This is a genomic window from Achromobacter sp. PD1, assembly GCF_048541815.1.
Taxonomy (GTDB): domain Bacteria; phylum Pseudomonadota; class Gammaproteobacteria; order Burkholderiales; family Burkholderiaceae_B; genus Achromobacter; species Achromobacter bronchisepticus_A.
Map to the genome: position 1 here is coordinate 555,980 of NZ_CP183349.1, position 24,764 is coordinate 580,743.

A 24,764-nucleotide genomic window follows, 5' to 3' on the forward strand; every position below is an offset into this window, starting at 1 on the left:
TGAATGTCACTGCGAAATCGGACCGGGCGCGGCCACGGGGGCCAGTGCGCCGCGTGCGAGCTTGCCGATGCTGGTGCGCGGCAGGGCTTCCGCCACGCCTATGCGGCGCGGCACTTTGTAGCCGGCCAGATGTGCGGCGCAATGGGCTTGCAGGGCGTCGGGGTCCAGGCGCTGGCCCGGCGCGGGCGTGACCCATGCGTGCACCACCTGTCCCAGCCGCTCGTCGGCCACGCCGAAGGCGGCGGCTTCGCCGACCTCGGGGCGCGACAGCAGCACCTGCTCCACTTCCAGCGGATAGACCTTGAAACCGCCCACGTTGATGCAGTCGTGCCGCCTTCCTTGCAGGTGGAGATAGCCTTCGTCATCCAGGACCGCGACATCGCCGGTGTAGAACCAGCCCGCGCGCAGCGCCTGCGCGGGCTGGCGGTAACCGGCCATCACGTGCGGACCGCGCACGCGGATCTCGCCGGGCTGGCCGGGCGGCAGAGGCCGGTCGCCATGGTCCAGATCCACCACCTGCAGCTCGCCGCCCGGAACCGGCAGGCCCACGGAACCTGGCTTGCACGGGCGGTGCATGGGGTTGAACGCCAGGCAAGGGCCGGCTTCGCTCATGCCGTAGCCTTCGTAGATGGGACAGCCCGCGCGCTGCGCGAAGCGCGCCAGGGTTTCGCGCGGCAGCGGCGCCGCGCCGGAGAAGCAGGCGCGCAGGCTGGCCATGCGTTCCGGACTGAGAGCGGGGTTCAGCAGCAAGTCGTGAAAGATGGCAGGCGCGCCCGGCAGCAGCGTGACGCGATGGGCGGCGATGGCGTCTATCGTGCGGGCGGCATCGAAGCGCCGCATCACCACCAGTTCGCCCCGGGCATGCAGGCTGAGGTAGAGCGACATGGCGACCGCCGACACGTGGAATAGCGGCATTACGCAGAGCACCACCTCCGACTCGCGCCGCGTCGGCAGCCAGGCTTCGCGCTGCGCGATGTTGTAGGCGATCTGCCGGTGCAGGATGTTCACACCCTTCGGGCGTCCGGTGGTGCCGCCGGTGTATTGCAGCGTGGCCAGGTCTTCGTGCCGGGGCAGGTCTTCGGGCAGGGCGCAGGCCTGCGGCAGCAACTCCAGCAGGCCGGCGCCGTTGCCTATACGGAGTATGGCGCCGGCATCGAGGCCGGGACACAGGGCGTGCAGGTCCAGCTTTACGCTGTCGTCGTGCAGCAGCATGCAAGGCGCGGCGTCGTGCAGCATGTAGGCCAGTTCGCGTTCGCGGTAGCCGGGATTCAACGGTACGGCCTGCGCGCGCAGCGCGTGCACGGCAAAGGTGGCGACGGCCAGGTCCAGCGAGTTCTGCATCAGCAGCGCCACCCGGTCGCCGGGCCGCACGCGCTCGCCCAGGCGGCGCGCCAATGCGCCGGCCAGGCCGGCGTATTGCGCGTAGTTCAGGCGTACGCCTTCGAAGAACAGCGCGGGCAGATCGGGCGTTTCGCGGGCGGCGTCGCGCAGCAGATGGATCACCGAGTCCGGGACGGCGGGCAGGGCGGGGGAGTTCATGTCTTGCGCTCGGCTGCCTTGCGGGCGGTCTTGGCGTCGCTGGCCTGCCATACCGTGGGCCGGCCTGCCCCGCCCAACAGGGTAATGGGGTCGGCGTTGTCGATGTGGCCGTACTGCCCCTTGTAGATGCTGTAGCCGCACAATTCCTGCAGGCGGCGCGGAAAGCTTCGCGCCACCTCGGCCGGAATGCCGAGTTGCAGGTTTTCCTGTTGCCGCATCCAGCCGGCGCAGTAGTAGCACGACAGGGCGTAGCGGCGCGCATTGCTGTTGTTGGCGCCGCCCTTGTGCCACAGCGCGCTGTCGAACAGCATGACGCTGCCTGCCTTCATGGTGGCTTGCACCGTGTCTATATCCTGCGCGCCATAGGGCGGCGACGAATCGTAGCGATGACTGCCCGGCACGATGTGGGTGGCGCCGTTCTCGGCCGTGAAATCGCTCAAGGCCCAGATGGCGTTGACCGCCAGCGGCGGGCGCGGGCGCGGCAAGGCCAGCTGCTGAGTGTCTTCGTGCAACGGCTGGGCGCCTTGTCCTGGCGCCAGCGTCAGCGAGCACAGCGACGACAGCAGCAGCTCACGGTCCAGCAGGCGTTCGGCCAGGCCCAGCACGTCGGGCTGCAGCGGCACGTCCCAGAAGCGCGGATCGTAGACCAGCAGGTTGTTGATGCGCACCGTCTTGCGGCCTTCGAACGAGGTCTGGGCATAACCGAGGTTATGCTCGGCCTCGATCCGGATCAGGGCTTCCTGCAGCTGGCTGACCTGCTCGGGCGGGATGATCCCGGGCAGCACCACGAAGCCGTCGCGTTCAAAGGCTGCGATCCGCTCGTCGAGCGGTTCGGGCGTGGACATCTCTTGTCTCCTGATGGGGCCTGGATCTGCGTCCGGCGGTATAGGTCTGTGCGTATAATCGGCCGGTAGTCTTCGCCCTGCCAGCGCGTAGCGTCCACGGCAGTGGCGCAAAGCGTCCATCCCCTAGAAGATGGCGGCCCAGTCGGCATGATCCGGTACTCAAGATGAGCGCGCAGGCCTACCACCACACCACCGATGTCATAGCGCCGCAGGATCAGTTCGCGTATTGGCGCGATGCGATCTGCGATGCCTACGTGCCGCTCGAACCCGAGCGCGACGCCGCGCGCAGCTTTCGCGGCCAGATCGACGGCCTGCTGCTGCCGGATCTGCACGGCTCGACCATTACTGCCCAGTCCCATGTGGTCAGGCTGTCCGCAGCCGGTCTCTCGGCCCGCACGCAATCTCCGTTCTTCGCCAATTTGCTGTGTGCGGGCGAGGCTCTGGTCTCGCAGGACGGAAGCGCCATGCGCGCGCAGGCCGGCGACGTTTATGTGGTGGATTGCGCGTCGCCCTGGGAAGTCGACTTCCGCACCGATTTCCGCATGTTCTGCATCGAAATCCCGGAAGGCCTCCTGCGGCCGCAACTGGGCCGCCGCGGACGGCTGGCCACGCCGGTGCTGGACGGAAGTTCAGGGGCGGGGCGGGTGCTGGCCAGCTACATGCGCCTGGTCAGCGAATTGCCGGCAAACGAGTTGCAGCAGGTGCAGGCGCTGATGGTCAGGCATTGCAGCGAACTGCTGTCGCGGACCCAGCTCGAAGGGGCGGATGCCGGCGCGCAGATCGCCGAACGGGTGCGCCATGAAGTCCTGGACCGCATTCTGGCGCTGGTGCAGCGCCGTCTGGCCGACCCTGGCCTGACGCCGGTCTCGGCCAGCGAGGAGCTCGGCATCTCCCGCAGCTATCTGTTCAAGATCATGGCCGAGCATGGCTTGAGCTTTAGCGCCCACGTGCGGCAGTGCCGGCTGGAGAAATGCCGCCAGGCCATCGAAACCCAGCCTGGCCGCTCCATCGCGGACATCGCCGCCAGCTGGGGATTCGAGGAAGTTTCCACATTCAATCGGGCGTACCGCGCGCACTATGGCCGCTCGCCAGGCAGCGAGCGCGGCGGTGCGCCCTCGCGGGCAGGATAGCGGCGCATCACCACTTGCTCTGGCCCTGCGGCTGCTGCATCTGTGGGGAGCTTGCCGGCCTGACCGTGTCCACATACTTCCTGTAGGCGGCGATGTATTCGGGGCTGTTGATGTCCGGGGTGCTGTCGCTGTCCCAGTTTCTTTCAACGCCGGATTGCTTCCAGGCTGCCAGGTCGCGTTCGACCTGATCGCGGCTGAGTTGGACGTCCGACGGGGGCGCAGCGGTGGTGGGGGCGACGGCCGTTTGCGCGACGGCGGGGCCGGAGAGCAGGGCGCAGGCCGCCAGGACGACGGGGATCATGGCGCGGACGGTTAGGGCAGTTTTCATGAAATGCTCCTGATGACGTGAGTGACCGCAGCATTGGAAACCGGTGTCCATGGGGGCTTGCGGCAATGCAGCCCGGGGCAGGGACAGCTGCGCTACCGGATTGGCGCATTGATGTTCTTCTTGGGCAGGCCGGCCCGGCCCGCGGCGGGCGCGGACACGTACCTGGCGCCTTTGCGCTGCCAGGTTTACGACTCGGGCCGGAGAGGACGTCCGGGCCTCATGCCTTCGTGCTCATCGTAGGACGGTGCGAGTAGGCGCCACATACTCAATATTGGGTACGTCGTGCCGGCGGCGCACGCTCACAGCAGCGAGGCGAGCCTGACCAGTTCGGACTGGCGGTTGCATTCCATCTTGTTGAGCAGGGATGCGACCTGTTTACGCACGGTCAGCACCGAGGCATGGCGCAGCGTGGCGACTTCCTCCACGCTATGTCCCATCGCAAGTCCGGCCAGCACCGCGGCTTCCGCGTGCGTGATGGCGAACACGGCTTCCAGCCTGTCGACGTCGGGTTGGGCGAAGGCGCTCTTTCTGCGCATGCGCACCAGCAGCATGCGGTTGCCGATCAGGCTCAGCGCTTGCGGGGCCGCGCTGATGTCGATCCAGGTCAATTCGCCCCATCCGGCGGCGGCCGCCAGCGATCGCGCCTTGCCGTCGCGCGCGACCGCCTGGCAATACGCGTCGAACAAGGCCTGTATCTTGGCGTCGGGATGGCGCAGCTTGCCGCCGCGCACGTTCCAGCCGTGGCCGTCGTCCAGATAGCGCGTGGCCAGGGCAGACTTCATGTTCACCATCGCGTCGCGGCTGACCAGCAGCACGGCCTCGCCCACATCCGAGAGCGCGCTATCGATGGCTGTCCAGCCGATGGCGAGCATCTTTTCGCGCTGGGCCAACCGGTTCTTCAGCAGGCGGAAGTACTGGGCGATGTCGCCGGACTGGAGCCGTTCGCTGGCCTTGTCGTCCACGGTCGAGCGTTGAAAGGCGATGGCGGCGCGCAGCTTGGCGCTGGATTCGATCACCAGGCACAGGACTTGCGCCATGCGTTGCTTGAGCATGAAGTCCGTGTAGAACTCGGAACGCTGCAGCTGCTTGTGGCCGCACATGCTGGCGGTATCCAGCCAAGTGCCGACGGGCAGCAGCCGCGAGTCCTGTTCGACGATGTCGCAGCTGTAGTAGTGGTTGCGGTAGTCCGTGGCGGCGGCTTCGGGAAAGCTCACGGTGGACAGGTCCAGCAGCTTGTGACGGGCATCGAAGACGATCAAGGTGCCGCTGTCCGCGCCCACCATGTCGCGGGCGGTCAGCAGGATGTCGCGCCAGGGCGGATCGGGATCCGCCAGACGGTCCAGGGCTTCGATCGCGCGCCGGACGGCAATCTGGTGTTCAGCCATTTCGTGCCTCCAACTCTGGTTCAGACGCAAACGCTGTCACGCATCACAGATCGTTGTAGAGGTGGCTCCGGCCAGATCGGGGGAGCGCTGCGCGGCCATGGTTTGCCGGCGTGGGGGAGGTTGGCCTGCCTGGATTGTCGGCGGCGCTGCCACAAGGAAATTATCCTCGCAAAATCCCGGGGCGGATAAAAAAAATAGGCGCTTCGTCCGGACAAGAGGGGCCGGATCCGGAGGTGGTATCGACGTACCGGGGCATTCTTACCAGTATGCGCCGCCTGGCGGCGTCAGGGTTGCGCGCCGCCGCCGGGCGGACGGATCGCCGCGCGCCAAAGATCCAGGAAATGCCGCTTCTTGAGCGCATCCAGATACACCAGCAGCCCTACGCCCAGTCCAACCGGCCGCACGCCCGCTTCCGGGTTGGCCGAAGCGCCCACCGGCCGCATGCCCGATTGCCGCGCGACCATTTCCTGGCCCCGCGGCGACAGCAGATAGTCCAGGAACATCGCGCCCAGATCCGCCCGCGGCGCCTGCTTGGGGATGATGGCGGAACGCGACAGCATCAGCGTGTAGTCCTGCGGATAGACGATGGCCAGCGGCGCGCCCTGGTCGATGCGATGCCGGGTATAGGACTCCAGCAGGTTGTAGGCCAGCGTGATCTCGCCGCGTTCGAGCTTGTCCAGCGCGTCTTCGGTGGACGCATGCACGGCGACGCGGTTGCGGCCCAGTTCGGCCAGCAGTGCGCCGGCCATGCTGTCCAGCCGCGTGTCCTGCGTGGCCGCCAGGTAGCCGATGCCGCTGCCCTCGACATCGTAGGTGGAGATGGCGCCGGCCAGGGGCTGGTCCGGCGCCTGCAGCAGGGACAGCAGCTCGCGCCGGGTGCGCGGCGCCCGCGCGGGCGCGAGCTTGCGGGTGTTGTAGACCATGACGATGGGATCGGTGCCGATGCTGAAGACCTCGTCGCGCCAGTTGGCCCAGGCCGGCAGGGCGCGGGTTTCCGGCGAGATGTGGGGTTGCGCGTAGCCGTCGTTGACCAGCTTGGTCTGCAGGTCCATGGCGCTGCTGATGACGATGTCGGGCCCGGACCGGGTGGTGGCCGCCGGCGTGGCGCGGGAGACCGTCCCGGCATACAGCTCCTGCGTGGACAGCTCGGTGTACTCCAGGCGCAGGCCGGGGTTGAGTCTGCTGAAGTCTTCCAGCACGCCGCGGAACACCTGCACGCTGTTGGAGGCATGCACGACCAATACGTTCCTGCTGTCGGCGGGTCCCAGCGTCAGGCCGCCGGCGCTGGTTTCCGCGGCGTTGCCGGCAGCAAAGGGCAGCAGCGCGGCCAGCGCCGCCAGCAGGCGCAGGGGTTTCAGGAGATCAAGCTTCATGGGGTCGGGGCGGCAGCGTGACCACGGCGTCCAGGCCGCCGCCCACGCGGTTGCTCAGGGCCAGCCGGCCCTGATGGATGTCGACCACGCGCTTGATGATGGACAGGCCCAGCCCGGCGCCGGGCGCGCGCGGGTTGGGGCCGCGCACGAAGCGCTCGAAGGCGGCGTTGGCCAGCGCCGGGGGAATGCCCGGACCCTGGTCGGATACGGATATGCGCCAGCCTGCGTCCTGCGGCTCCAGCCGCACGTCGATGTGGCCTTCTTCCGTGGCGCCGTGGCGCAGGGCGTTGTCGATGAGGTTCTTGAAGGCTTCGCGCAGCATCAGGCTGTCACCCAGCACGGTGGGGGGACTGCCGGGCGCCGTAACGGGCAGATGCAGGCGCACATCGGGTTGGGGATCGGCTTGCGGGACTGTGTCATACACCGCCTGGCGCAGCAGCTCGGCCAGGTCCACCGGCTGGAACTGGCGGACGTTGCTGCGGTGGATGACGCTGGCGTCGCTCAGCAGCTGGTTCACCAGGCGCGAGAGTTTCTCGGCGTTGCGCAGCACGGCCAGCAGGCTGCGGCGTTGTTCGGCGGGGTCCTCCTCGTCCAGCGCCACTTCCATCTGCGCGTGCAGCGCGGCCAGCGGCGTGCGCAGCTGATGGGCGGCCTCGGCGATGAAGAGGCGCAAGGTGTCGAGGTTTTCCGACAGGCGCGCCATGAAGCCGTCAAGCGAGTGCACCAGCGTGTCGAGTTCCTCGGGCACGGGAGCGGCGATGGGATGCAGGTCCGACGCGCTGCGGACAGCCAGTTCGCGTTCGATGCGGCGGATGGGCGACAGCGACCGCAGCAGGCCCCAGTAGGCCAGCGCAAGCGCCGCGGCGGTAAAGCCGATCAGCGCCAGCGTGCCTTGCCACAAGATGCCCGCCGCCAGCGCGTTGCGCGCTTCGCGGGTCTGCGCGACCTGGATGAGGGCGGTCTCGGCATTGCGGGGGCCGGCGATCTTGCGTTCCATCCAGGCGATGCGCACCGGTTCGCCCTGGTAGCTGGCGTCGTACAGCCGGGGCGAATAAGCAGAGCCGTCGTTGCCGCGGCCGGGCGGCGCGGGCAGATCCGCGTAGCCGGAAATCAGCGCGCCGCCGGCGTCGCCGACGCGATAGAACACGCGGTCGCGCGGCGCCTGTTCCAGCAGCGCCAGCGAGGCGTAGGGCATATCCATGCGCCACTCGCCCTGCACCAGCTGCAGGCTGTCGGCGATGGACAGCACCGAGGCACGCAGCAACTGGTCGTAGGTGTTGTCGGCAGTCTGATTGGCGTAGCCGCGCACCAGCAGGTAGAGCGTGGCCAGGGCGGCGACGAACAGCGCCAGCAGCATGGCCAGCAGGCGGCGCTTGATCGAGATGCGGCCCTGCGCGGCGGCGGGCCTGGCGGATTCACTCCCGGCCGGGGCCGGACGCGGCGGAGCTGTCGTGGTCATCGGTGGCGGTCAGGAGGTAGCCGGTGCCGCGTTGCGTTTCGATGCGCAGCGGCGAGCCTTCGAGCTTGCGGCGCAGCCGGGCGATATAGACCTCGATGGCGTTGGGCGCGGCGTCGTCGTCGAACGCGAACAGCTTGTTGGCGATTTCGGTCTTGCTGACGGCGCGGTTCATGCCGGCCAGCAGGATTTCCAGCAGGCTGTATTCACGCTTGGGCAGTTCGATGCGCTGGCCAGCCAGCGTGACCTGGCGCGCGGCGCTGTCGATGATGAGTTCGCCAAAGCGCAGCACGCCGGCGGCCTGGGCGCTGGGACGGCGCAGCAGGGCGCGGCAACGGGCTTCCAGTTCGCGGAAATCGAAGGGCTTGGCCAGGTAGTCGTCGGCGCCGGTATCCAGGGCGTGGACGCGGTCTTCGATGTCGATGCGGGCGGTCAGCGCCAGCACGGGCGTCTTGCTGCCGCGGTCGCGCAGGCGGTGCAGGATGTCGAAGCCCGACATGCGGGGCAGGCCGATGTCCAGGATGACGAGATCGAAGGTTTCGTACTGCAGCACGCCGTCAGCGCTGAGGCCGTCGTTCTGGCAGTCGACCGCATGGCCGAGACGGCGCAGCCGGCGCACGAGTGCGTCGGCCAGGTCCGCGTCGTCTTCGATCACCAATATGCGCATAGAGGCGATTGTCGCATGAGGGGAATGTGGGGACCCCCACGCCGCACTCGCTGCGCTCGCTTGCTGCCCCCGGAGGGGGCGCCTTCCGCCTTGGGGCGGCCCGGCGGCGGAAGGGATGGACCCCACACCGCACTCGTGTTCAAAAAAAACGACAGGTTGCCGACAGCTTTTATTTCTAGTCTTGCGGTCGCGCTTCCCCAGCCGGAGGCGCGCTTACACATAACAACGACTAGCCGGAGATAACCCTCATGCTTCTGACCCTGCTTGGCTTCGGCATGGTGATCACGTTCATGACGCTGATCATGACCAAGCGCCTGTCGCCGTTGGTGGCGCTGATTCTTGTCCCCATTATTTTCGCCCTGCTGGGCGGGTTCGGCTCCGGCATCGACAAGATGATGCTGGACGGCATCCGCAAGATTGCGCCCACCGGCGTGATGCTGATGTTCGCCATTCTCTACTTCGGGGTCATGATCGACGCCGGCCTGTTCGACCCCATCGTCGGCCGCATCCTGCGCGCGGTGAAGGGCGATCCGCTGAAGATCGTGGTGGGCACGACCGTGCTGGCGCTGGTGATCTCGCTGGACGGCGACGGTTCGACCACCTACATGATCGTGGTGGCGTCGATGCTGCCGCTGTACCGCCGCCTGAAGATGAACGCGCTGTCCATGACCTGTCTGGCGATGCTGGCCAGCGGCGTCATGAACTTGACGCCCTGGGGCGGCCCGACGGCGCGCGCCGCAAGCGCCTTGCACGTGGACGCGGGCGACATCTTCGTGCCGCTGGTGCCGGTGATGGGCGTGGCCATTGTCGCCATCCTGATCCTGGCGTTCTGCCTGGGCCTGCGCGAACGCCGCCGCCTGGGCGTGCTGTCGCTGCCGGACGGCGCTTCGCTGCACGCCGGCTATGACGAGGACGGCCCCAAGAACCTGCCCGAGATCGAGGTCGACCAGGACCTGCGCCGCCCCAAGCTGCTGTGGGTGAACGCCGGGTTGACGCTGGCGCTGATGGTGAGCCTGGTGATGGGCGTGCTGCCGCTGCCGGTGCTGTTCATGATCGCCTTCGCCATTGCGCTGGTCATCAACTATCCGGACCTGGCCGAACAGCGCCGCCGCGTTGCGCAGCACGCGGGCAATGTGCTGTCGGTGGTGTCGCTGATTTTCGCGGCCGGGATCTTCACCGGCATCCTGTCTGGCACGGGCATGGTCGAGGCCATGTCGCGCAGCCTGCTGGCGGTGATCCCGGACGCCATGGGTCCGTACCTGGCGGGCATTACCGCGCTGGTGAGCCTGCCCTTTACCTTCTTCATGTCCAACGACGCCTTCTACTTCGGCGTGCTGCCGATCCTGAGCGAAGCGGCCCAGGGTTACGGCATTTCGCCGGTCGAGATGGCGCGCGCCTCGTTGATCGGCCAGCCCGTGCACTTGCTGAGCCCGCTGGTGCCGTCGACCTACCTGCTGGTCGGCCTGGCCGGCGTGGACTTCGGCGACCACCAGCGCTATTCGCTCAAGTGGGCCACGATGGTCTGCCTGGTGATGCTGGCCGCGGCGCTGGCGTTCGGCCTGTTCCCGCTGGTCGGCCAGATGGGCTGAGCGGCGGCGCCATACCGTCTTTTCAAAAGGGGAAGTACATGGCTTTGCGCATTGCTTACGTCACCAGCGGTATGGGCCACACCGGCACCGCGATCTGCCAGGCGCTGCACAACGCGGGACATCGCGTGGTGGCAGGCTGCGGGCCGCGCTCCTCGCGCAAGGACCACTGGCTGAAGGAACAGAAATCCCTGGGCTACGATTTCGTCGCCTCCGAGGGCGACGCCACCGATTGGGCCTCGACCGAGGCGGCCTTCGCCAAGGTGCGGCGCGAGGTCGGCGAGATCGACGTGCTGGTGAACAATGCCGGCGCCATGCTGGACATGCGCTTTCGCCAGATGAGCCAGGCGGACTGGTCGGCGGTGCTGCGCAGCAATCTGGACACGCTGTTCAACACCACCAAGCAGGTGGTCGACAGCATGGCCGACCGCGGCTGGGGCCGCATCATCAACATCGGCTCCGTGGCCGCGGAGAAAGGCCAGATCGGACAGATCAACTACGCCACCGCCAAGGGCGCCGTGATCGGCTTCACCCGTTCGCTGGCGCAGGAAGTCGCGGCGCGCGGCGTGACCGTCAACCTGGCGTCGCCGGGCTTCATCGCCGACGACACCGTGAAGGCCTTTCCGCCGGCCCTGCTGGACCGTATCGTCGAAAGCGTGCCGGTGGGCCGGCTGGGTACTGCCAAGGATCTGGCGGGGCTGTGCGCCTGGCTGGCGTCGGATGAGGCGGCGTTCGTGACGGGGGCTAACTATGCGATCAATGGCGGCGTGTATATGAGTTGAGGGCAGGGCTGCTAGGCCGCCTTGCGTTTACACGTCGATCTGGTCGAAATGCACCCCCAAGGCGGTCGCGAGGCGCTCACGGGTGCTGCGCCTGGGGTTCGCATTCGCGGATTCCATTGCCGCATAGCTGGGCTGACGTATGCCCAGGCGCGCCGCCATGTCGACTTGGGTTATCCCCAGATATTCGCGCCAGGCGCGCACGATGCTCCAGCCGTTGCTGGTCATGAGCGTGACGACCTCATGTGGAATCGTACCGTCTGCGGGAATGCGCGGCGGCCGGCGGGCAATGGCTGCCGGTGCACCCGTCAAGGCGAGATACTCCGAATAGGGCAAGACAACGAATGCGGGCTTGCCGTCCGATTCAAGTATGGTGGGATGCAGGCGCATGGGGCGTTTTTGTGCTCAGCTCAATAGGTATGGTCGTCGCGCCGTTTCACTTCCTGGATCTCGATGATACGGACGACCGCGGCAACGTCGAATAGCACCCGATACTGGCCTATACGTAGACGAAACCCAAACTGGTGATTGGTCAGTGCTTTGACATTGCGCGACGCGGGAAACAGCTCCAGTTCAGCGACCTCCTCAACGATTCGACTTCGATCGACGGGAGAGATTTTCCTTAACTGCTTGACCGCTGTTTTGGTCCAGTTGATCGAGAACATTCGGCGTTCGCATACGGTTATAGCTTAAGCTATATAGCTTTTCAAGCCTTCCCATTGCTTTGCAAGAAGAAATGATCAGGCGCCCTCCACCTTCTAAGATTTTTGAGGAGGGCCGATCAAGATCTTGACGTTACTTCAGGACGAACTCCGATTTATTGCTGTACTCAATTCGCCAGCTTCACCGCCCCGCTGTCGATCAGCTTCTGCCACTTGGCGCTATCCGCCTGGATGAACGACTGCAATTCATCCCGCGAGCCGCCGCCGGCGATCATGCCGGCGTTGTCCAGGGCGGCCTTGAACTCCGGCGTGGCCACGGCGGCGCGCAGCGCGGCGTTGACCTGATCGAGCTGCGCGGCCGGGATGTCCTTGCTGGCCGCGACCGAGAACCATTGGGTGGCGGCATAGCCTTTGAAGCCGGACTCTTCCACCGTGGGCACGCCGGGCAGGCTGTCCAGGCGGTAGGGCGTGGTGACGGCGTAGGCTTTCAGCGTGCCGGCCGAGATCTGCGGCATGACCGGGGCCGAGCCCAGGATCGCCAGGGGGATCTGGCCACCGGCCACGTCGGCCACCGCCTGGCCGCCGCCCTTGTAGGGCACGTGCACGATACGGGTGCCGGCGTACTGGTTGAGCAGTTCGCCCGCCAGGTTTTGCGAGGTGCCGTTGCCTGAGCTGCCGTAGCTCCAGGCCTCGGGCCGCTGGCGGGCGTCCGCCAGCACGTCCTGCAAGGATGCCCGGGCGTCCTTGGCGGGGCCGACGATGACCATGGGACCCTGAGCCATCAGGATGACGGGCGCCAGCTCGCGGCCGATCTCGGGCTGGGGCGTGGGGTAGATCAGCGGGCCGGGCACGGTCAGCAAGTAACCGTCGCTGGCCTTGCTGCGCGCCACCAGCTGCAGGGCGATGGCGCCCGCCGCGCCGGGGCGGTTTTCCACGATGACGTTCAGGCCGCTGCGCCGTGCCAATTCCTGGGCGGCGATGCGGGTCAGCACGTCGGCGGTGCCACCCGGCACGAAGCCGATCACCCAGGTGATCTGCTTGCCAGGCCATTCCAGCTTGGTGTCTGCCGCGCTGGCGGTGGCGGTTAGCGCGGCGCCCAGCAGCAGTGCGCAGCAGCGGATAGCGAATTTCATGTTTTCCCCTTTGTGTTTTTTTGCCCGGACCGCCGCGCGTCTCAGCTCGGGTCCGGTTTGCCGGGCGGCGTATTCGGATGCGCGGCGCAAGACTGGTTGAAGGACTGCACCATTTTCAGGATCGGACCCAGCACCCAGGTGTTGAAGATGAGGATGTCGCTTTCTTCCTTGGGGTCCTGCTTCAGGTTGAACAGGTACGGCGACTCCAGTTTGCCCTTGCCTTCGTTGACCTCGGGCTCCCAGTAGAAATGCAGCTTCCAGTCGCGCCATTTGACCGCGCGCAGGTCGTTCTTGATGTAGAACAGGAAGCCCTCGCGCGGCGAGGCGGGGCTGGCGCCGGTGAAAAAGTCGGTCTGGTCTATGCCGTCGATGGGCCGGTCTTGCGGAATGGACGCGCCGCCGATGCGCGACAGCGTGGTGTACAGGTCGGTGACGTGGACGATCTCGTTGGAGACCTGGCCGGGCTGGACCCGGCCGGGCCAGCGGATCATGAAGGGCACGCGCAGGCTGCCTTCCATGGCGGTGTGGTAGGTACCGGTCCAGGGGCCGGCGGTGCCGCGGTAGGGCTTGCGGAATTCCGGACCGTTGTCGCTGCAGAAAATGAACACGGTGTCGTCGCGCAGATTCAGCTCGTCCACCGCCTGCACGATCTGGCCGACGCGGTGGTCCATTTCCACCATGGAGTCGGCGAAGTCGCCGGCGCCGGTGCGGCCCGCGAAGTCCGGGTGCGGCAGGGTGGGGAAGTGCAGGTGCACCAGCGGCAGGTATAGGAAGAAGGGGCGGCTGGCCTCGGCATGCTTGCGCATGAAGCCGATGGACCGGTCGACCAGTTCGGCGTCGATGCCGCGGCGCGTCTCCAGGTCGTAGACCTTGATGTTTTCCGAAGGCGAGCCGGCCTGGCCCTGCATGATGTGCGGGATGTCGGCGACCGAGGGATCGAAGCCGATGGACGAGGTGAACTGGCTTTCGTCCGTGGTGCGCGGGATGCCGTACCACTCGTCGAAGCCGCGGTCGGACGGATAGCGGCCGGGGATGTCGCCCAGGTGCCATTTGCCGTAGTGCGCGGTGGCGTAGCCCTGGCCCGACAGTTGCTGGGCCAGCGTGATTTCATCGCGCGCCAGGCCTTGCGGCAGGCCGGGAGGCACCGATTGCAAACAACCGGTGCGGATGGGATGCCGGCCGCTCATGAGCGCCGAGCGCGTAGGCACGCAGTCGCTTTCCACGTTGAAGTTCTGCAGCAGCAGCCCTTCCGAGGCCAGCCGGTCGATGTTGGGGGTGGGCGCGCCGCGCAACGCGCCGCCGCCGTAGCAGCCCAATTCGCCCCATCCCAGATTGTCGGCCACGATCAATACGATATTGGGCTGCTTGTCCACGCGCTGCGTCTCCTGTCTGCGGGTTTATCCAGGGATTCTAGGAGCGCGGGCCCGGCTTAATATTCCTGAAGCTGAGTCTATGCATAACTGTTGATTATGAATCTGTCCTTGCGCGACATCGAGTATTTCCTGGCCGTGGTGGAACACGGCAACCTGGACCGCGCCGCAGCCGCCTGCGGCGTCAGTCAGCCGGCGCTGTCCAAGTCTTTGCAGCGGCTGGAAGCCGACACGGGACTGGCGCTGCTGGACCGCGGCGGGCGCGGCTTGCGCCTGACCTCGGCGGGCCTGGCGTTTCGCGAGCATGCGCAGCGGCTGTGGGCGGAATACCGTGACGCCGTGCGCAACGCGATGGAGCTGCGCCTGGGCGAGGCCGGACTGCTGCGCATTGGCGCCACTGGCGCTACCGTGGACAGCGTGGTGATGCCGGCGTTGCGCCGCCTGCTGCCGCGCCGGCCCGCGCTGCGGGTGCAGTTGACGCAAGGCCAGTCGGACGATCTCAACGAGCAGGTGGCGGGCGGCAAGCTGGACCTTGCGGTGACGCCGATCTACGCCGACGTGCCGGGTTCGCTGCACCAGGAATCGATCCGCGAGGACGGCCTGTGCGTGGCCGCCAGCCGCAAGCATCCGCTGGCGTCGCGGCGCAAGCTGGCGTTGCGCGACCTGGAAGGCCAACGCTGGATCCTGCCCATGCAGGGATCGGTGGCGCGTCAGGCGCTGCAGGCCCGCTATGCCGAGGCGGGCCTGGCGCAGCCCGCGGCGGCGCTGGAAGTCCAGCATTTCTCGGGCGGCGCGCTGGCCTTGCTGGCAGGCTCGGACTTGTTGGCGCTGATGCCGCACAGCGCGCTGGCGCCGGACATTGCGGAGTTGCCGGTGGCGCTGGGCCGTCCTTTGCGGCGCAGCATGGCACTGGTCACGCGCCACGGCGCCACCTGGTCGCCGCTGATGCAGGAGTTCCGCGCCGTGGTGCTGGAGGCCGCGGGCCAAGATGCCTAGCGCTCCGACTCCCTCCGCCCGCGCGCGGCGCTAGCGGAACGCTGTCCAGGCCAGGGTCAGCGAGAACAATCCCAGGATGACGGAAGCCCCGCGCTGCGCCCGCGCCGGATCGATCCAGCGTGTTTTCGCGCCACCCAGCGACGCGCCGAACGCCACCCAGGCCAGGCCTATCGGCACCAGCAGTGCGGTGAACAGCGCCATGGCTGCAAGGTAGGCGGGCAGGCTCCAGAACGCCGCCGGCGGAAAAACCGCGCTGGCAAAGAGGATGCCCTTGGGATTGAGCAGGGTGGCCGTGAACAGCGTGCGCATGCCGATGACCTGCCGAGCCACCGTCGGCACGGCGCGGGCGGCGCGCCACATGCGCACGGCCAGGCAGGCGATGTAGATGCTGCTGGCGGCGCGCACGCAAGCCGGCAGCCACGGCAAGGATTTCGCCGCCTGCTCAAGAAAGCGGCCCCAGAGCGAGATCGACACGATGTAGCCGGCCAGCTCGGCCATCGTCAGCCGCGCCGCGCGCGCGAAACCCAGGCGCAGGCCGGCTGCGGCCAGCAAGGTATTGGTCGGGCCTGGCATGGCCAGGATGACGGTGACTCCGACGGCGAATACTCCTGCGGTGGCAAGGCTAAGCATGGACGAAACAGGCGGCGTTGAACATGACGGCGGGTAGTGTAGCGGCGCGCGCCCTGCCAAGGGAAACGCCGGGCGGGCCTGGGCCGCTCCCAACGCTCAGGCAGTTCGCGGCAAGCCCCCGTAGGGCGCCCACCCTGATCCGGCGATGACGCCGCCGTCGCAAGGGATGGTGGCGCCGGTGATGACCGCGGCCGCGGGCGACAGCAGGAAGAACACGACGTCTGCTATCTCGCGCGGCTGCATCAGGCGGCCTAGTGGCGTGGCGTTCAGGATCGGCGTCATGTCCCGCTCCCCCTGCCGCTCCTTGGGTTTCAGGAAGGGCGTGTCGGTCCAGCCGGGCGCGATGGCGTTGACGCGCAAGCCGCGGCGCGCCCAGTGCACCGCGAGGGCCTCGGTCAGATTGACCACGGCGGCCTTGGCCGGACCGTAGGCCAGCACCGGGCCGGGGCGGAACGACAGCACGGACGCCACGTTGACGACCGCCCCGCGTCCGCGTTCGGCCATCGCGCTGCCGAATACGCGGCAGGCGATATAGGTGCCTTTCAGATGGGAATCCACCACACGGGCCCAGGCCTCCACCGGATAGTCTTCGATGGCGGTTGGAACCTGGGCGATACCGGCGCAGTTCACCAGTCCGTTGACCGCGGGCAAGAGGGCGGCAAGCCGTTCCTGAGTGGCCCGCAGTCCGGCCTCGTCCAGCACGTCGCCCGGGGCGGCCACCGCGCGCGGTCCCAGTTCCCGCGCCAGCGTGTGCGCGGCTTCCTGGTTGAGGTCAAGGATTGCGGCGTAGCCGCCTGCCTCGATCACGCGCCTGCATACCGCCGCGCCGATGCCGCTGGCGCCGCCCGTGACGATGACCGACAGGGTCGAGTCCGATATTGCGTGGTCCATCAGCGTCCCCAGCGCGCCTTCAGGCGCTGTTCAAACATGCGCAGCGCAACGTCGATGCAGATGCCGACGATGCCGATGGCGATCATGCCGGCCATGACGATATTGGTGGCGACGTTGAGCTGCCCCTGGACCATCATGTAGCCGATGCCGTTGCCCACCACGATCAGTTCCGCGCCCACCAGCGATTGCCAGCCGATGCCGGCGCTGACGCGCAGGCCGGCCAGGATGGATGGCAACGAGGCCGGCAGCAGCACTTCGGCCACGATGCGCGGGCCGCTGGCGCCCAGCGTGCGCGAGGCTTCCAGCAGCCGCGTGTCGACGAACTTGGCGCCGCGATAGGCGCTGATCAGGCAGGGCGGAAAGGCGCCGGCGAAGATGATCAGGGTGGGTCCGCCGATGCCGGTGCCGAACCACAGGCCGGCGAACGGCACCCAGGCGATGGGCGCCACGAAGCGCAACGCATCGAAGAACGGACTGACCACGTCGTCCAGCCAGCGGTACCAGCCCATCAGCAGGCCCAGCGGTATGCCTACCGCCGCGGCCAGCAGGAAGCCGCAGGCGAAGCGGTAGAGGCTGGCGCCCAGGTGCGTCCAGAGCGTGGCGCCGGAATAGGGTTCGCTGCTGTACTGCGCGATGGTCCGCAGCACGGTCAGCGGGCCAGGCAGGTAATTGGGCGGGAAAACGCCTGCCACGCTCAGCAGGTGCCAGGCCAGGAAGAAGCCGGCCAGCCCCAGGCAGGACAAGCCGAAGGTGAAGGCGGGCGGGTCGCCCGAGGTGCGTGTCAGCGTAGCCATGGCAAGGCCCTCTTTTCGATCCATTCCAGTCCGCGCGTCATCACCGCGCCCAGCAGGCCTACCCAGACCATGGCGTACAGGATCATGCCGGGCCGGATGTCCAGCGCCGCGGTGTCCAGCACCTTGCCCAGGCCGATGAAGGCGCCGATGAGTTCCGCCGCCACCAGCGTCATCCACGCGGTCTGCAGCGACAGCCGCAGGCCGGTGAAGATCATGGGCATGGAACCGGGTATCAGGACCTCGCGCAGCATGCGGACCGGATTGCCCGCGCCGTGCACGCGCGCGGCCTCGATCAGCGTGGGGTCGATGTTGCGCACGCCTGCGTAGGTGTTGATGACGGCAGGCGTGAAAGAAGACACCCAGATCAGGAAGATCTTCGCCGGATCCCCCAGGCCCAGCCAAAGGATGGCCAGCGGAATCCAGGCCAGCGGCGGAATCGGACGCAGCAGCGAGAATACCGGCCCGACCAGGGCGTCGATGCGCTTGCTGAAACCCATCAGCAGGCCCAGCGGGACGCCGGTGCCGATCGCGACCAGAAATCCCAGGAATACCAGGCGCAGGCTGTGGCCGATGTGCTGGAACAGCGTGCCGCCGGCGTAGCCCGAATCGCGCGAGAGCTGCACCGCGGCCTGCCAGGTGGTGAGCGGGGTGGGAAAGCGCGCGCCATTGACCAGGCCCAGCGCCGACACGATCCACCAGGCGGCAAAGGCGATGGCGACGGCGGCCACGCCCACGGTGACGCGGCGGCGTGATGCGCGCGGCCGCCGCGCGGGCAGGGTTGCGATGTGCTCACTCATGGCCGGACCCCGCGGCCTCGCGGTCCAGGTGGGCCACGTCTTCGAGCAGCAGCAGCATGGCGGTGCAGTCCTGCTCCTGCCGTCCCCACGACTTGGCAAGCGCGAACATCTCGCGGGCGTAGCCGCCCAGGCCCAGCGGCGCACCCACCGACGCCGCCAGGTTCATGGCCAGGTTGATGTCCTTGTAGCCCATGCGCATGGGGAAGTCGGGGCTGATGTCGCCCGCCAGTACCTTGCCGGGGAAATTGGTCAGGAGCTGCCCGCGCCCCGCAGTGGTGTTGGACAGCACCTTGACGACGGTGGCGCGGTCCAGTCCGAGCTTGGCGGCGAACATCAGCGCTTCGCCCGTCAGCACCATGCCAACCATGGACATGTAGTTGTTGACCAGCTTGAGCCGGATGCCCGAACCGAAAGCGCCCACATGCACGATTTCGTTGGCCATGGCGGCGAAGATGGGCGCGGCCTGGTCGAAGTCGGCCTGCGCGCCGCCGGCCATGATCAAGGCCTTGCCCTGCGCCGCCTCGCGCGGCGTGCGGCCCACGGGCGCATCCATGCAACGCAGGCCCAGGGCCGCGAGATCGGCGGCGATGCGGTCGGTCTCGACCGCGTCGCCGGTGCTCATTTCGATGACCAGGGCGCCCGGGTTCAAGCCCGCCGCCGCGCCGTCGGCGCCGAACAAGGCGTCGCGGACCTGGGCCGAGGTGGGCAGCATGGTGATCGCCACGTCGCAGCCGCGCGCGGCGTCCAAGGGCGTGGCGGCCCGCCGGAAGCCGGTGTCGGCCAGGCGCTCCATGGCTGCGGGAACGACGTCGTAGCCTGAAACTGCATACCCCTGCGCGGCCAGGTTGCGCAGCATCGCGCTCCCCATGACGCCCAGGCCCAGGAATGCAATGCGGGGTGATTCGATGTGTTCCATGGGGCTTGCTCCGTTGTGGTCAGCTGCCTAGCCGCGCACTGGTGCTGCTGCGCGGCGGCGCGGTAGTGTCGCGGACGATCAATTCCAGTTCGATGCAGACATTCTCGGGCGGCGTGTTGGCGTCGGCTGCCAGCAGAATGTTGGCGGCGCGCTGGCCCAGCTCGAAGGCCGGCACGTTCAGGGTGGTGATGCCGGGCCGGCAATGGGCGGCCATTTCGATGTTGTCGAAGCCCGTGATCGAGATCTGCTCGGGCACGCGCAGGTTTTGCCACAGGCATTCCTGCAGCGCGCCGTAGGCCAGGATGTCGTTGCCGCACATGACCGCGGTGGGCGGCTCGGGCAGGCGCAGCAGGGTGGCCATGGCGCGGCGGGCTTCGGGCACGGTGTAGGGCTTTTCGATGACGTACTGCGGCGGCAGTTCGATGCCGCGGCGCGTCAGGGCGCGTGTGAAGCCGGCCACGCGGTCGGCGGCGCGGTCGTTGTCCTTGGATATGCCGGCAATCACGCCGAGGCGGCGGTGGCCGATGTCCAGCAGGTAGTCGGCGATGCGTTGCGCAGCCGCGGCGTTGTCCCAGCCCACCATGGGCCAGGGATCGGCGGCGTCGTAATGGCAGGTGGTGACGAAGGGGATGCCCTTGGAGTGCAGCAGTTCGTAGAGTTCCGGGTCGCGGCTGCGGCCGACCAGCATCATGGCGTCCACGCCGCGCTCGATCAGCGCGCGCACTTCGCCCGCTTCGCGCGCCGGGCTGTAGTTGGTGCTGGCCAGCAGCAGCTGATAGCCGTGTTCGTGGATCGCCTGCTGCATGCCGTCGACCAGCTTGGCGAACAGGGCGCTGTCCACCGTGGGGATGATGGCGCCCATGGTGCGGGTCTTGCGGGAAGCGAGCGAACGGGCTGCGCCGTGCGGTACGTAGCCAGCCTCGGCCAGCAGGGCCATGGCGCGCGCGCGCAGGTCGGGCCGCACTTTTTCCGGGTGGTTCAACACCCGCGACAACGTTGCCGACGAGATGCCGCCAGCGACGGCGATGGACTTCAGGGTGTCCCCGGATAGGGGCGCGGATTTTCGCTTCATTTTTTGAAAGCGCTTTCAGAAATTTGATGGTGTGAATATACAGTTATTGAAACGCTACGGTCTATCTCTAGGGTTTTCTCGGGGTTGAACGGGATTCTTGCGCGCTTATTCTTTGTATGCGCTTTCAAAAAACCGAGCCCGGACGCAGATCCGGGCCTGCTATCCGGGGAATGTCGCGGCAGCTCGCGCATGCAGACCGGAATCCACTATCGGAGACTAAGCATGTCGAGAATCCCCCGCATCCTGGGTCTGTGCCTGGCGCCGCTGGGCGCCTTGTTGTTGAGCCCGTCCGTGTCGGCCCAGACGCCGACTCCCATCAAGGTCAGCTACCAGATTGCCTATTGGGCGCTACCGATCTACATCGCCACGGAAAAGAACTGGTGGGCGGAAGCCGGCCTGAAGCCGGAGTTCGTGGTGTATCCGGCGGGGGCGCAGCAGATTGCCGGCGCCGCGTCCAAGTCCTGGGACGTGGGCGGAACGGGATCTCCGCCCGCGGTGCTGGGCGCGCAGCGCTACGGCATCGTGACGCTCGGCGTCACCAATGACGAATCGACCGCCAACGGCGTGATGGCGCGCAAGGAAAACGCCGCCGCCGTGCGCAGCAACGCGGCCAAGGAAGTGAAGGGCAAGCAGATCCTCCTCAGTCCGAACTCGACGGGCGAATACGCCACCATGGCCTGCCTGAAGAAATGGGGCATGCAGCGCAGCGATGTCAGCGTCGTGACGCTGGCCCCGGCGCAACTGGTGTCCGCCTACACCGGAGGTAACGGCATGCTGGCCGGCACCTGGGCGCCCAATTTCTACACGCTCAACGAACAGATCGGCGCGGAAGTCGTGTGCAGCGGCAAGGACGCGGGCGTGATGATTCCAGGCGCGCTGGTGGCGCGCGGCGAATTCGCCCAGCAGAATCCGGACGCGGTCGCCAAGTTCCTGGCGGTATATCTGCGGGCCGTCAGCTTCGAAAAGAACAACAAGGCGGAAGCCATGGGCTACCTGCGCAAGCTGTTCCAGGCCAACGGCATCAAGCTCAACGACGGCTACCTGGGGCAGGAGCTGGAACGGCCGATCTTCACGCTGGATGAACAGCTCAAGCTGATGTCGCGCAGCGGCGGCAAGTCCACACTGGACAACGCCTACGAGGCGCTGTCTGGCTACTTGAAGAGCGTGGGCACGCTCACCGAGGTGCCGGATCCCAAGGCCTACATCACGGACGACTACATGAAGCGAGTCGACCAGACGCCGGCGCTCAAGACCTTCGCCAACAAGACCAACTGAGCTTTATCCATTCTTCCGCGAGGCCATACCATGGCAGTAAGCAAGCTCAAATCCGCGTCCAGGCAGCCCCAGGGCAATGAGGCCGCCGCGCGCGAGGTCGCAGCCGAGATGCTGGCGAACATCAAGTCGGGCGGCGAGGCCGCGGTGCGCGACTACGCCCGGCGGCTGGATAAATGGGAGGGGGAAATTCTGGTCGGCCCCGCAGAGATGGAGCGGCGCACCGCGTCCATTCCCGACGGCATCAAGCGCGACATCGAGTTCGCCGCCGGCCAGGTGCGCAAGTTCGCGCAGGCGCAGATGGCTTCGGTGCGCGAGTTCGAATTGGAGCTCGCGCCTGGCCTGGTCGCGGGCCAACGCCTGATACCGGTCAATGTGGCGGGCTGCTATGTGCCCACCGGGCGCTACGCGCACATCGCCTCGGCCTACATGAGCATCGCCACGGCCAAGGCGGCGGGCGTGCCCATGGTCATCGCCTGCTCCACGCCCTACCGCGGCGAGGGCATACATCCGCAGGTGCTGTACGCCATGCAGGTGGCGGGCGTGGACGCCGTGATGACGTTGGGGGGCGTGCAAGCGATCGCCGCCATGGCCTACGGCCTGTTCACTGGCAAGCCGGCCGACATCATCGTCGGACCGGGCAACAAGTTCGTGGCCGAGGCCAAGCGCATGCTGTTCGGCAGCGTGGGCATCGACGTATTCGCCGGGCCTTCGGAGGTTTGCATCATCGCCGACGCATCGGCGGACCCGGCGATTGTGGCCTCGGACCTGGTCGGGCAGGCCGAGCATGGGCACGAATCGCCGGCCTGGCTGATCGCCACCGACCGCAAGTTGGCCGAAGCCGTGCTCAAGCGGGTGCCCGAACTGATCGCGTCCCTGCCGCCTACCGCAAGGGACGCGGCCGGCGCCGCCTGGCGCGACTACGGCGAGGTGGTGCTGTGCGATACGCGCGATGAGGCGGTCGAGGTCTCCGACCGCTATGCCAGCGAACACCTGGAGGTCCATTGCGAGGACCTGGACTGGTGGTTCCGGCATCTGACCTGCTATGGCTCGCTGTTCCTGGGCGAGGAAACCACGGTGGCGTTCGGCGACAAGGCCAGCGGCACCAACCACATCCTGCCCACCAAGGGCGCGGCGCGCTATTCGGGCGGCCTTTCGGTGCACAAGTTCATCAAGACCGTCACCTGGCAGCGCATGACGCGCCAGGCCAGCCGCGACACCGCCCAGGTGACGGCGCGGATCTCGCGCCTGGAAGGCATGGAGGCGCATGCGCGCACAGCGGACGACCGCCTGGCCAAGTACTTTCCCAAAGAGTCCTTCGAACTTGGCGAACCGGTGCGGGAGTGAAGCCATCATGCAGAACGACATGTTCCGCCTGTTCGACCTGGACGGCCGAGTTGCGCTGGTAAGCGGCGGCAGTTCCGGCATAGGCAAGGCCATCGGCCTGGCGCTGGCGCGGGCCGGCGCCAGCGTGGTGCTGGTGGCGCGGCGCGAGCAGGAGCTGGCTTGCGCCGCGGGTGAATTCGAAGCGCAAGGCCTGCGGGCGCGCGCCTTGTCCTGCGATCTGGCTGACCGCGACGCGTTGCGTGGCTTTGCCGCCCGCGCGGCCCAACCGTTCGGCGCGCCCGACATCCTGGTAAATGCCTCGGGCATCAACGTGCGCAAGCCCTTCGAGGACACGGCCGACGAGGACTGGGACCGCTCGCTGGCGATCAACCTGACCGCGCCGTTCCTGCTGACCCGCGCGCTGGCGCCAGCCATGCGCGAACGCGGCTGGGGCCGCATCGTCAATATCACCTCGCTGCAGTGCGTGCGCGCCTTTCCCGACAGCGCGCCCTATGGCGCGTCCAAGGGCGGCCTGATGCAGCTGACCCGCGCCATCGCCGAGTACTGGTCGCGCCACGGAATTACCTGCAACGCGATCGCGCCGGGCTTCTTCGAGACGCCGCTGACCGCGCCCGTGATGAGCGACCCGGCCCGGGTGCAGGCCCTGGCGGCCAGCACCATGATCGGTCGCAACGGCCGGCTGGAGGACCTGTACGGCGCGGCCGTGTTCCTGGCGAGCGAGGCGTCGGCCTACATCACCGGGCAGACCCTGTTCATAGACGGCGGCTTTTCGGCTCGCTGATCGGCATCTCCGTGGAGTCCCGCCATGAAAGCCCTTGTCTACACCGCGCCCGGCCAGCTGACTTACCGCGATGAACCCGACCCCGCGCCAGCGGACGGTGATGCGCTGCTGCGCATCGAGGCCGTGGGTATCTGCGGGTCGGACATGCACGCCTACCATGGGCATGATCCGCGCCGCAGTCCGCCGCTGATCCTGGGCCACGAGTTCGTCGGCACGCTGGTGGGCGGCAGCCGCGCGGGCCAGCGGGTCACCGGCAATCCGCTGATCCACTGCGGCCAGTGCGATTTCTGCGTGCAGGGCCGCAACAATCTTTGCCGCAACCGCGGCATGGTGGGCATGACGCGTCCCGGCGCGTTCGCCGAGTTCATGGCCATACCGGAGCGTTGCCTGATTCCCGTGCCGCAGGACATGCCGGCTGCCGCGGCCGCGCTGACCGAGCCCGCGGCCACGGCCTTGCACGGCTTGGCGCTGGCGCAGCGGGCGGTGTTCCGGCCGCTGGCCGAAGCCCGCGCGCTGGTCGTGGGCGGCGGCGCCATCGGCCTCCTGACGGCGCTGCTGCTGCGCAGCCAGGGCTGCCGCGTCAGCCTGGCCGAGACCAATCCGTTGCGGCGCGCCTCGGCGCAGCGGCATGCGGGCTGCATGGCCTTCGATCCGCGCGAGGCTGCGCCCGAACCGGGCGCGTACGAACTGGTGGTGGACGCGGTGGGCGGCAAGCTTACGCGCGCCGCGGCGCTGGCCGCGGTGCAGCCAGGCGGCGTCATGCTGCACATCGGCCTGCAGGACTGGGCCAGCGAGATCGACATGCGGCGCCTGACGCTGGACGAGATCACCCTCATTGGCGCCTATACGTACACCAGCGCCGACCTGCGCGCGACAGTAGAGGCGCTGCATCGCGGCGCTTTCGGCGACCTGTCCTGGATCGAGGAGCGTGAGCTGGGTGCGGGCGCGCGGGCTTTCTCCGACCTCGATGGCGGACGCGCGGCGTCGGCAAAGATCGTGCTGAGGACGCATTGAC

General features: G+C 67.5%; 25 protein-coding genes. 8 read left to right on the plus strand and 17 right to left on the minus strand.

All coding sequences use genetic code 11. The features are described 5' to 3' along the window. Positions 1 to 6 precede the first annotated feature (6 nt). The gene (locus ACM1PE_RS02595) at positions 7 to 1,539 is read right to left on the minus strand and encodes a class I adenylate-forming enzyme family protein (protein WP_419342513.1); all 1,533 of its coding nucleotides are present in this window, start codon (positions 1,537 to 1,539) and stop codon (positions 7 to 9) included. After that, positions 1,536 to 2,384 (minus strand): phytanoyl-CoA dioxygenase family protein, encoded by an 849-nt coding sequence (locus tag ACM1PE_RS02600; protein ID WP_059375127.1) that lies wholly within the window; start codon positions 2,382 to 2,384, stop codon positions 1,536 to 1,538. Before ACM1PE_RS02600 ends, ACM1PE_RS02595 begins: the two co-directional genes overlap by 4 nt. 164 nt (positions 2,385 to 2,548) lie before the next feature. Between ACM1PE_RS02600 and ACM1PE_RS02605 the strand changes: the two genes are divergently transcribed. Continuing rightward, on the plus strand, positions 2,549 to 3,514 hold the full coding sequence (locus tag ACM1PE_RS02605) for a helix-turn-helix domain-containing protein (RefSeq protein ID WP_059375126.1): 966 nt from the start codon (positions 2,549 to 2,551) through the stop codon (positions 3,512 to 3,514). A gap of 7 nt (positions 3,515 to 3,521) precedes the next feature. Here the strand turns inward: ACM1PE_RS02605 and ACM1PE_RS02610 are convergent, their stop codons facing one another. The 5 genes from ACM1PE_RS02610 to ACM1PE_RS02630 all read right to left on the minus strand — a co-directional run bounded on the left by ACM1PE_RS02610 (position 3,522) and on the right by ACM1PE_RS02630 (position 8,723). Further along, positions 3,522 to 3,842: a DUF4148 domain-containing protein gene (locus tag ACM1PE_RS02610; RefSeq protein ID WP_419342514.1), complete on the minus strand. Its 321-nt coding sequence runs from the start codon at positions 3,840 to 3,842 to the stop codon at positions 3,522 to 3,524. 299 nt (positions 3,843 to 4,141) lie between these two features. Beyond that, positions 4,142 to 5,227: a LuxR family transcriptional regulator gene (locus ACM1PE_RS02615; protein ID WP_419342515.1), complete on the minus strand. Its 1,086-nt coding sequence runs from the start codon at positions 5,225 to 5,227 to the stop codon at positions 4,142 to 4,144. A gap of 284 nt (positions 5,228 to 5,511) precedes the next feature. Continuing rightward, a complete protein-coding gene (locus ACM1PE_RS02620; RefSeq protein WP_059375120.1) occupies positions 5,512 to 6,600 on the minus strand; it encodes an ABC transporter substrate-binding protein in 1,089 nt (362 codons plus the stop codon). Next, positions 6,590 to 8,059, minus strand: a complete 1,470-nt coding sequence (locus ACM1PE_RS02625) for a sensor histidine kinase (RefSeq protein ID WP_059375118.1) — start codon at positions 8,057 to 8,059, stop codon at positions 6,590 to 6,592. The genes ACM1PE_RS02620 and ACM1PE_RS02625 overlap by 11 nt, the downstream gene beginning before the upstream one ends. Next, on the minus strand, positions 8,016 to 8,723 hold the full coding sequence (locus tag ACM1PE_RS02630; RefSeq protein WP_280016108.1) for a response regulator transcription factor: 708 nt from the start codon (positions 8,721 to 8,723) through the stop codon (positions 8,016 to 8,018). The genes ACM1PE_RS02625 and ACM1PE_RS02630 overlap by 44 nt, the downstream gene beginning before the upstream one ends. A 248-nt stretch (positions 8,724 to 8,971) precedes the next feature. On the opposite strand from ACM1PE_RS02630, the gene ACM1PE_RS02635 reads away from it, so the two are divergent. Then, entirely contained in the window at positions 8,972 to 10,312 is a 1,341-nt protein-coding gene (locus ACM1PE_RS02635) for a CitMHS family transporter (protein WP_059375112.1), read from the plus strand. 38 nt (positions 10,313 to 10,350) lie between these two features. After that, entirely contained in the window at positions 10,351 to 11,091 is a 741-nt protein-coding gene (locus ACM1PE_RS02640) for an SDR family oxidoreductase (RefSeq protein WP_054450373.1), read from the plus strand. A 27-nt stretch (positions 11,092 to 11,118) separates the two neighbouring features. Here ACM1PE_RS02640 and ACM1PE_RS02645 read toward each other — a convergent pair whose 3' ends face one another. From ACM1PE_RS02645 to ACM1PE_RS02660, 4 genes are all read right to left on the minus strand, one after another. Then, positions 11,119 to 11,478: a helix-turn-helix domain-containing protein gene (locus ACM1PE_RS02645; RefSeq protein WP_059375110.1), complete on the minus strand. Its 360-nt coding sequence runs from the start codon at positions 11,476 to 11,478 to the stop codon at positions 11,119 to 11,121. A gap of 20 nt (positions 11,479 to 11,498) precedes the next feature. Further along, on the minus strand, positions 11,499 to 11,753 hold the full coding sequence (locus tag ACM1PE_RS02650) for a type II toxin-antitoxin system RelE family toxin (protein WP_059375107.1): 255 nt from the start codon (positions 11,751 to 11,753) through the stop codon (positions 11,499 to 11,501). A gap of 164 nt (positions 11,754 to 11,917) precedes the next feature. Further along, positions 11,918 to 12,883 (minus strand): tripartite tricarboxylate transporter substrate binding protein, encoded by a 966-nt coding sequence (locus ACM1PE_RS02655; protein WP_419342516.1) that lies wholly within the window; start codon positions 12,881 to 12,883, stop codon positions 11,918 to 11,920. Positions 12,884 to 12,924: 41 nt separating this feature from the next. After that, positions 12,925 to 14,256: an arylsulfatase gene (locus ACM1PE_RS02660; RefSeq protein ID WP_419342517.1), complete on the minus strand. Its 1,332-nt coding sequence runs from the start codon at positions 14,254 to 14,256 to the stop codon at positions 12,925 to 12,927. 96 nt (positions 14,257 to 14,352) lie between these two features. On the opposite strand from ACM1PE_RS02660, the gene ACM1PE_RS02665 reads away from it, so the two are divergent. Further along, on the plus strand, positions 14,353 to 15,249 hold the full coding sequence (locus tag ACM1PE_RS02665; protein ID WP_059375100.1) for a LysR family transcriptional regulator: 897 nt from the start codon (positions 14,353 to 14,355) through the stop codon (positions 15,247 to 15,249). Positions 15,250 to 15,279: 30 nt separating this feature from the next. On the opposite strand, the gene ACM1PE_RS02670 is transcribed toward ACM1PE_RS02665, so the two are convergent. The 6 genes from ACM1PE_RS02670 to ACM1PE_RS02695 all read right to left on the minus strand — a co-directional run bounded on the left by ACM1PE_RS02670 (position 15,280) and on the right by ACM1PE_RS02695 (position 20,349). Further along, positions 15,280 to 15,879, minus strand: a complete 600-nt coding sequence (locus ACM1PE_RS02670; RefSeq protein ID WP_251877528.1) for a LysE family translocator — start codon at positions 15,877 to 15,879, stop codon at positions 15,280 to 15,282. 96 nt (positions 15,880 to 15,975) lie between these two features. Beyond that, a complete protein-coding gene (locus ACM1PE_RS02675; RefSeq protein WP_118931808.1) occupies positions 15,976 to 16,770 on the minus strand; it encodes an SDR family NAD(P)-dependent oxidoreductase in 795 nt (264 codons plus the stop codon). Then, positions 16,770 to 17,564 carry an ABC transporter permease gene (locus ACM1PE_RS02680; RefSeq protein ID WP_419342518.1) on the minus strand — a complete coding sequence of 265 codons (795 nt, stop codon included), beginning with the start codon at positions 17,562 to 17,564 and terminating at the stop codon, positions 16,770 to 16,772. Before ACM1PE_RS02680 ends, ACM1PE_RS02675 begins: the two co-directional genes overlap by 1 nt. Further along, positions 17,552 to 18,361, minus strand: a complete 810-nt coding sequence (locus ACM1PE_RS02685; protein WP_059375089.1) for an ABC transporter permease — start codon at positions 18,359 to 18,361, stop codon at positions 17,552 to 17,554. The genes ACM1PE_RS02680 and ACM1PE_RS02685 overlap by 13 nt, the downstream gene beginning before the upstream one ends. Beyond that, positions 18,354 to 19,277 (minus strand): NAD(P)-dependent oxidoreductase, encoded by a 924-nt coding sequence (locus ACM1PE_RS02690; RefSeq protein ID WP_059375085.1) that lies wholly within the window; start codon positions 19,275 to 19,277, stop codon positions 18,354 to 18,356. The genes ACM1PE_RS02685 and ACM1PE_RS02690 overlap by 8 nt, the downstream gene beginning before the upstream one ends. A gap of 19 nt (positions 19,278 to 19,296) precedes the next feature. Next, positions 19,297 to 20,349, minus strand: a complete 1,053-nt coding sequence (locus ACM1PE_RS02695) for a substrate-binding domain-containing protein (protein WP_059375082.1) — start codon at positions 20,347 to 20,349, stop codon at positions 19,297 to 19,299. 222 nt (positions 20,350 to 20,571) lie between these two features. On the opposite strand from ACM1PE_RS02695, the gene ACM1PE_RS02700 reads away from it, so the two are divergent. Genes ACM1PE_RS02700 through ACM1PE_RS02715 form a run of 4 tightly spaced genes read left to right on the plus strand, consistent with a single transcriptional unit; the run spans position 20,572 to position 24,763 of the window. After that, positions 20,572 to 21,624 carry an ABC transporter substrate-binding protein gene (locus ACM1PE_RS02700; RefSeq protein ID WP_059375080.1) on the plus strand — a complete coding sequence of 351 codons (1,053 nt, stop codon included), beginning with the start codon at positions 20,572 to 20,574 and terminating at the stop codon, positions 21,622 to 21,624. A 30-nt stretch (positions 21,625 to 21,654) separates the two neighbouring features. Further along, positions 21,655 to 22,968, plus strand: coding sequence for a histidinol dehydrogenase (hisD, locus tag ACM1PE_RS02705; protein ID WP_059375078.1), 1,314 nt, complete (start codon positions 21,655 to 21,657; stop codon positions 22,966 to 22,968). A gap of 7 nt (positions 22,969 to 22,975) precedes the next feature. Next, complete coding sequence (locus tag ACM1PE_RS02710) at positions 22,976 to 23,749, plus strand: SDR family NAD(P)-dependent oxidoreductase (protein ID WP_059375074.1); 774 nt, start codon at positions 22,976 to 22,978, stop codon at positions 23,747 to 23,749. Positions 23,750 to 23,773: 24 nt separating this feature from the next. After that, on the plus strand, positions 23,774 to 24,763 hold the full coding sequence (locus ACM1PE_RS02715; RefSeq protein ID WP_419342519.1) for an alcohol dehydrogenase catalytic domain-containing protein: 990 nt from the start codon (positions 23,774 to 23,776) through the stop codon (positions 24,761 to 24,763). Position 24,764 lies beyond the last annotated feature (1 nt).

Excerpts from the sequence above, each read along its gene's own strand:
- ACM1PE_RS02670 (WP_251877528.1), bottom strand. The coding sequence starts at position 15,879 with ATGCTTAGCCTTGCCACCGCAGGAGTATTCGCCGTCGGAGTCACCGTC.
- ACM1PE_RS02650 (WP_059375107.1), bottom strand. The coding sequence starts at position 11,753 with ATGTTCTCGATCAACTGGACCAAAACAGCGGTCAAGCAGTTAAGGAAA.
- ACM1PE_RS02710 (WP_059375074.1), top strand. The coding sequence starts at position 22,976 with ATGCAGAACGACATGTTCCGCCTGTTCGACCTGGACGGCCGAGTTGCG.
- ACM1PE_RS02645 (WP_059375110.1), bottom strand. The coding sequence starts at position 11,478 with ATGCGCCTGCATCCCACCATACTTGAATCGGACGGCAAGCCCGCATTC.
- ACM1PE_RS02625 (WP_059375118.1), bottom strand. The coding sequence starts at position 8,059 with ATGACCACGACAGCTCCGCCGCGTCCGGCCCCGGCCGGGAGTGAATCC.
- ACM1PE_RS02635 (WP_059375112.1), top strand. The coding sequence starts at position 8,972 with ATGCTTCTGACCCTGCTTGGCTTCGGCATGGTGATCACGTTCATGACG.
- ACM1PE_RS02640 (WP_054450373.1), top strand. The coding sequence starts at position 10,351 with ATGGCTTTGCGCATTGCTTACGTCACCAGCGGTATGGGCCACACCGGC.
- ACM1PE_RS02680 (WP_419342518.1), bottom strand. The coding sequence starts at position 17,564 with ATGGCTACGCTGACACGCACCTCGGGCGACCCGCCCGCCTTCACCTTC.
- ACM1PE_RS02675 (WP_118931808.1), bottom strand. The coding sequence starts at position 16,770 with ATGGACCACGCAATATCGGACTCGACCCTGTCGGTCATCGTCACGGGC.
- hisD (WP_059375078.1), top strand. The coding sequence starts at position 21,655 with ATGGCAGTAAGCAAGCTCAAATCCGCGTCCAGGCAGCCCCAGGGCAAT.
- ACM1PE_RS02630 (WP_280016108.1), bottom strand. The coding sequence starts at position 8,723 with ATGCGCATATTGGTGATCGAAGACGACGCGGACCTGGCCGACGCACTC.
- ACM1PE_RS02655 (WP_419342516.1), bottom strand. The coding sequence starts at position 12,883 with ATGAAATTCGCTATCCGCTGCTGCGCACTGCTGCTGGGCGCCGCGCTA.
- ACM1PE_RS02685 (WP_059375089.1), bottom strand. The coding sequence starts at position 18,361 with ATGAGTGAGCACATCGCAACCCTGCCCGCGCGGCGGCCGCGCGCATCA.
- ACM1PE_RS02615 (WP_419342515.1), bottom strand. The coding sequence starts at position 5,227 with ATGGCTGAACACCAGATTGCCGTCCGGCGCGCGATCGAAGCCCTGGAC.
- ACM1PE_RS02600 (WP_059375127.1), bottom strand. The coding sequence starts at position 2,384 with ATGTCCACGCCCGAACCGCTCGACGAGCGGATCGCAGCCTTTGAACGC.
- ACM1PE_RS02695 (WP_059375082.1), bottom strand. The coding sequence starts at position 20,349 with ATGAAGCGAAAATCCGCGCCCCTATCCGGGGACACCCTGAAGTCCATC.
- ACM1PE_RS02595 (WP_419342513.1), bottom strand. The coding sequence starts at position 1,539 with ATGAACTCCCCCGCCCTGCCCGCCGTCCCGGACTCGGTGATCCATCTG.
- ACM1PE_RS02715 (WP_419342519.1), top strand. The coding sequence starts at position 23,774 with ATGAAAGCCCTTGTCTACACCGCGCCCGGCCAGCTGACTTACCGCGAT.
- ACM1PE_RS02690 (WP_059375085.1), bottom strand. The coding sequence starts at position 19,277 with ATGGAACACATCGAATCACCCCGCATTGCATTCCTGGGCCTGGGCGTC.
- ACM1PE_RS02665 (WP_059375100.1), top strand. The coding sequence starts at position 14,353 with ATGAATCTGTCCTTGCGCGACATCGAGTATTTCCTGGCCGTGGTGGAA.
- ACM1PE_RS02620 (WP_059375120.1), bottom strand. The coding sequence starts at position 6,600 with ATGAAGCTTGATCTCCTGAAACCCCTGCGCCTGCTGGCGGCGCTGGCC.
- ACM1PE_RS02700 (WP_059375080.1), top strand. The coding sequence starts at position 20,572 with ATGTCGAGAATCCCCCGCATCCTGGGTCTGTGCCTGGCGCCGCTGGGC.
- ACM1PE_RS02605 (WP_059375126.1), top strand. The coding sequence starts at position 2,549 with ATGAGCGCGCAGGCCTACCACCACACCACCGATGTCATAGCGCCGCAG.
- ACM1PE_RS02610 (WP_419342514.1), bottom strand. The coding sequence starts at position 3,842 with ATGAAAACTGCCCTAACCGTCCGCGCCATGATCCCCGTCGTCCTGGCG.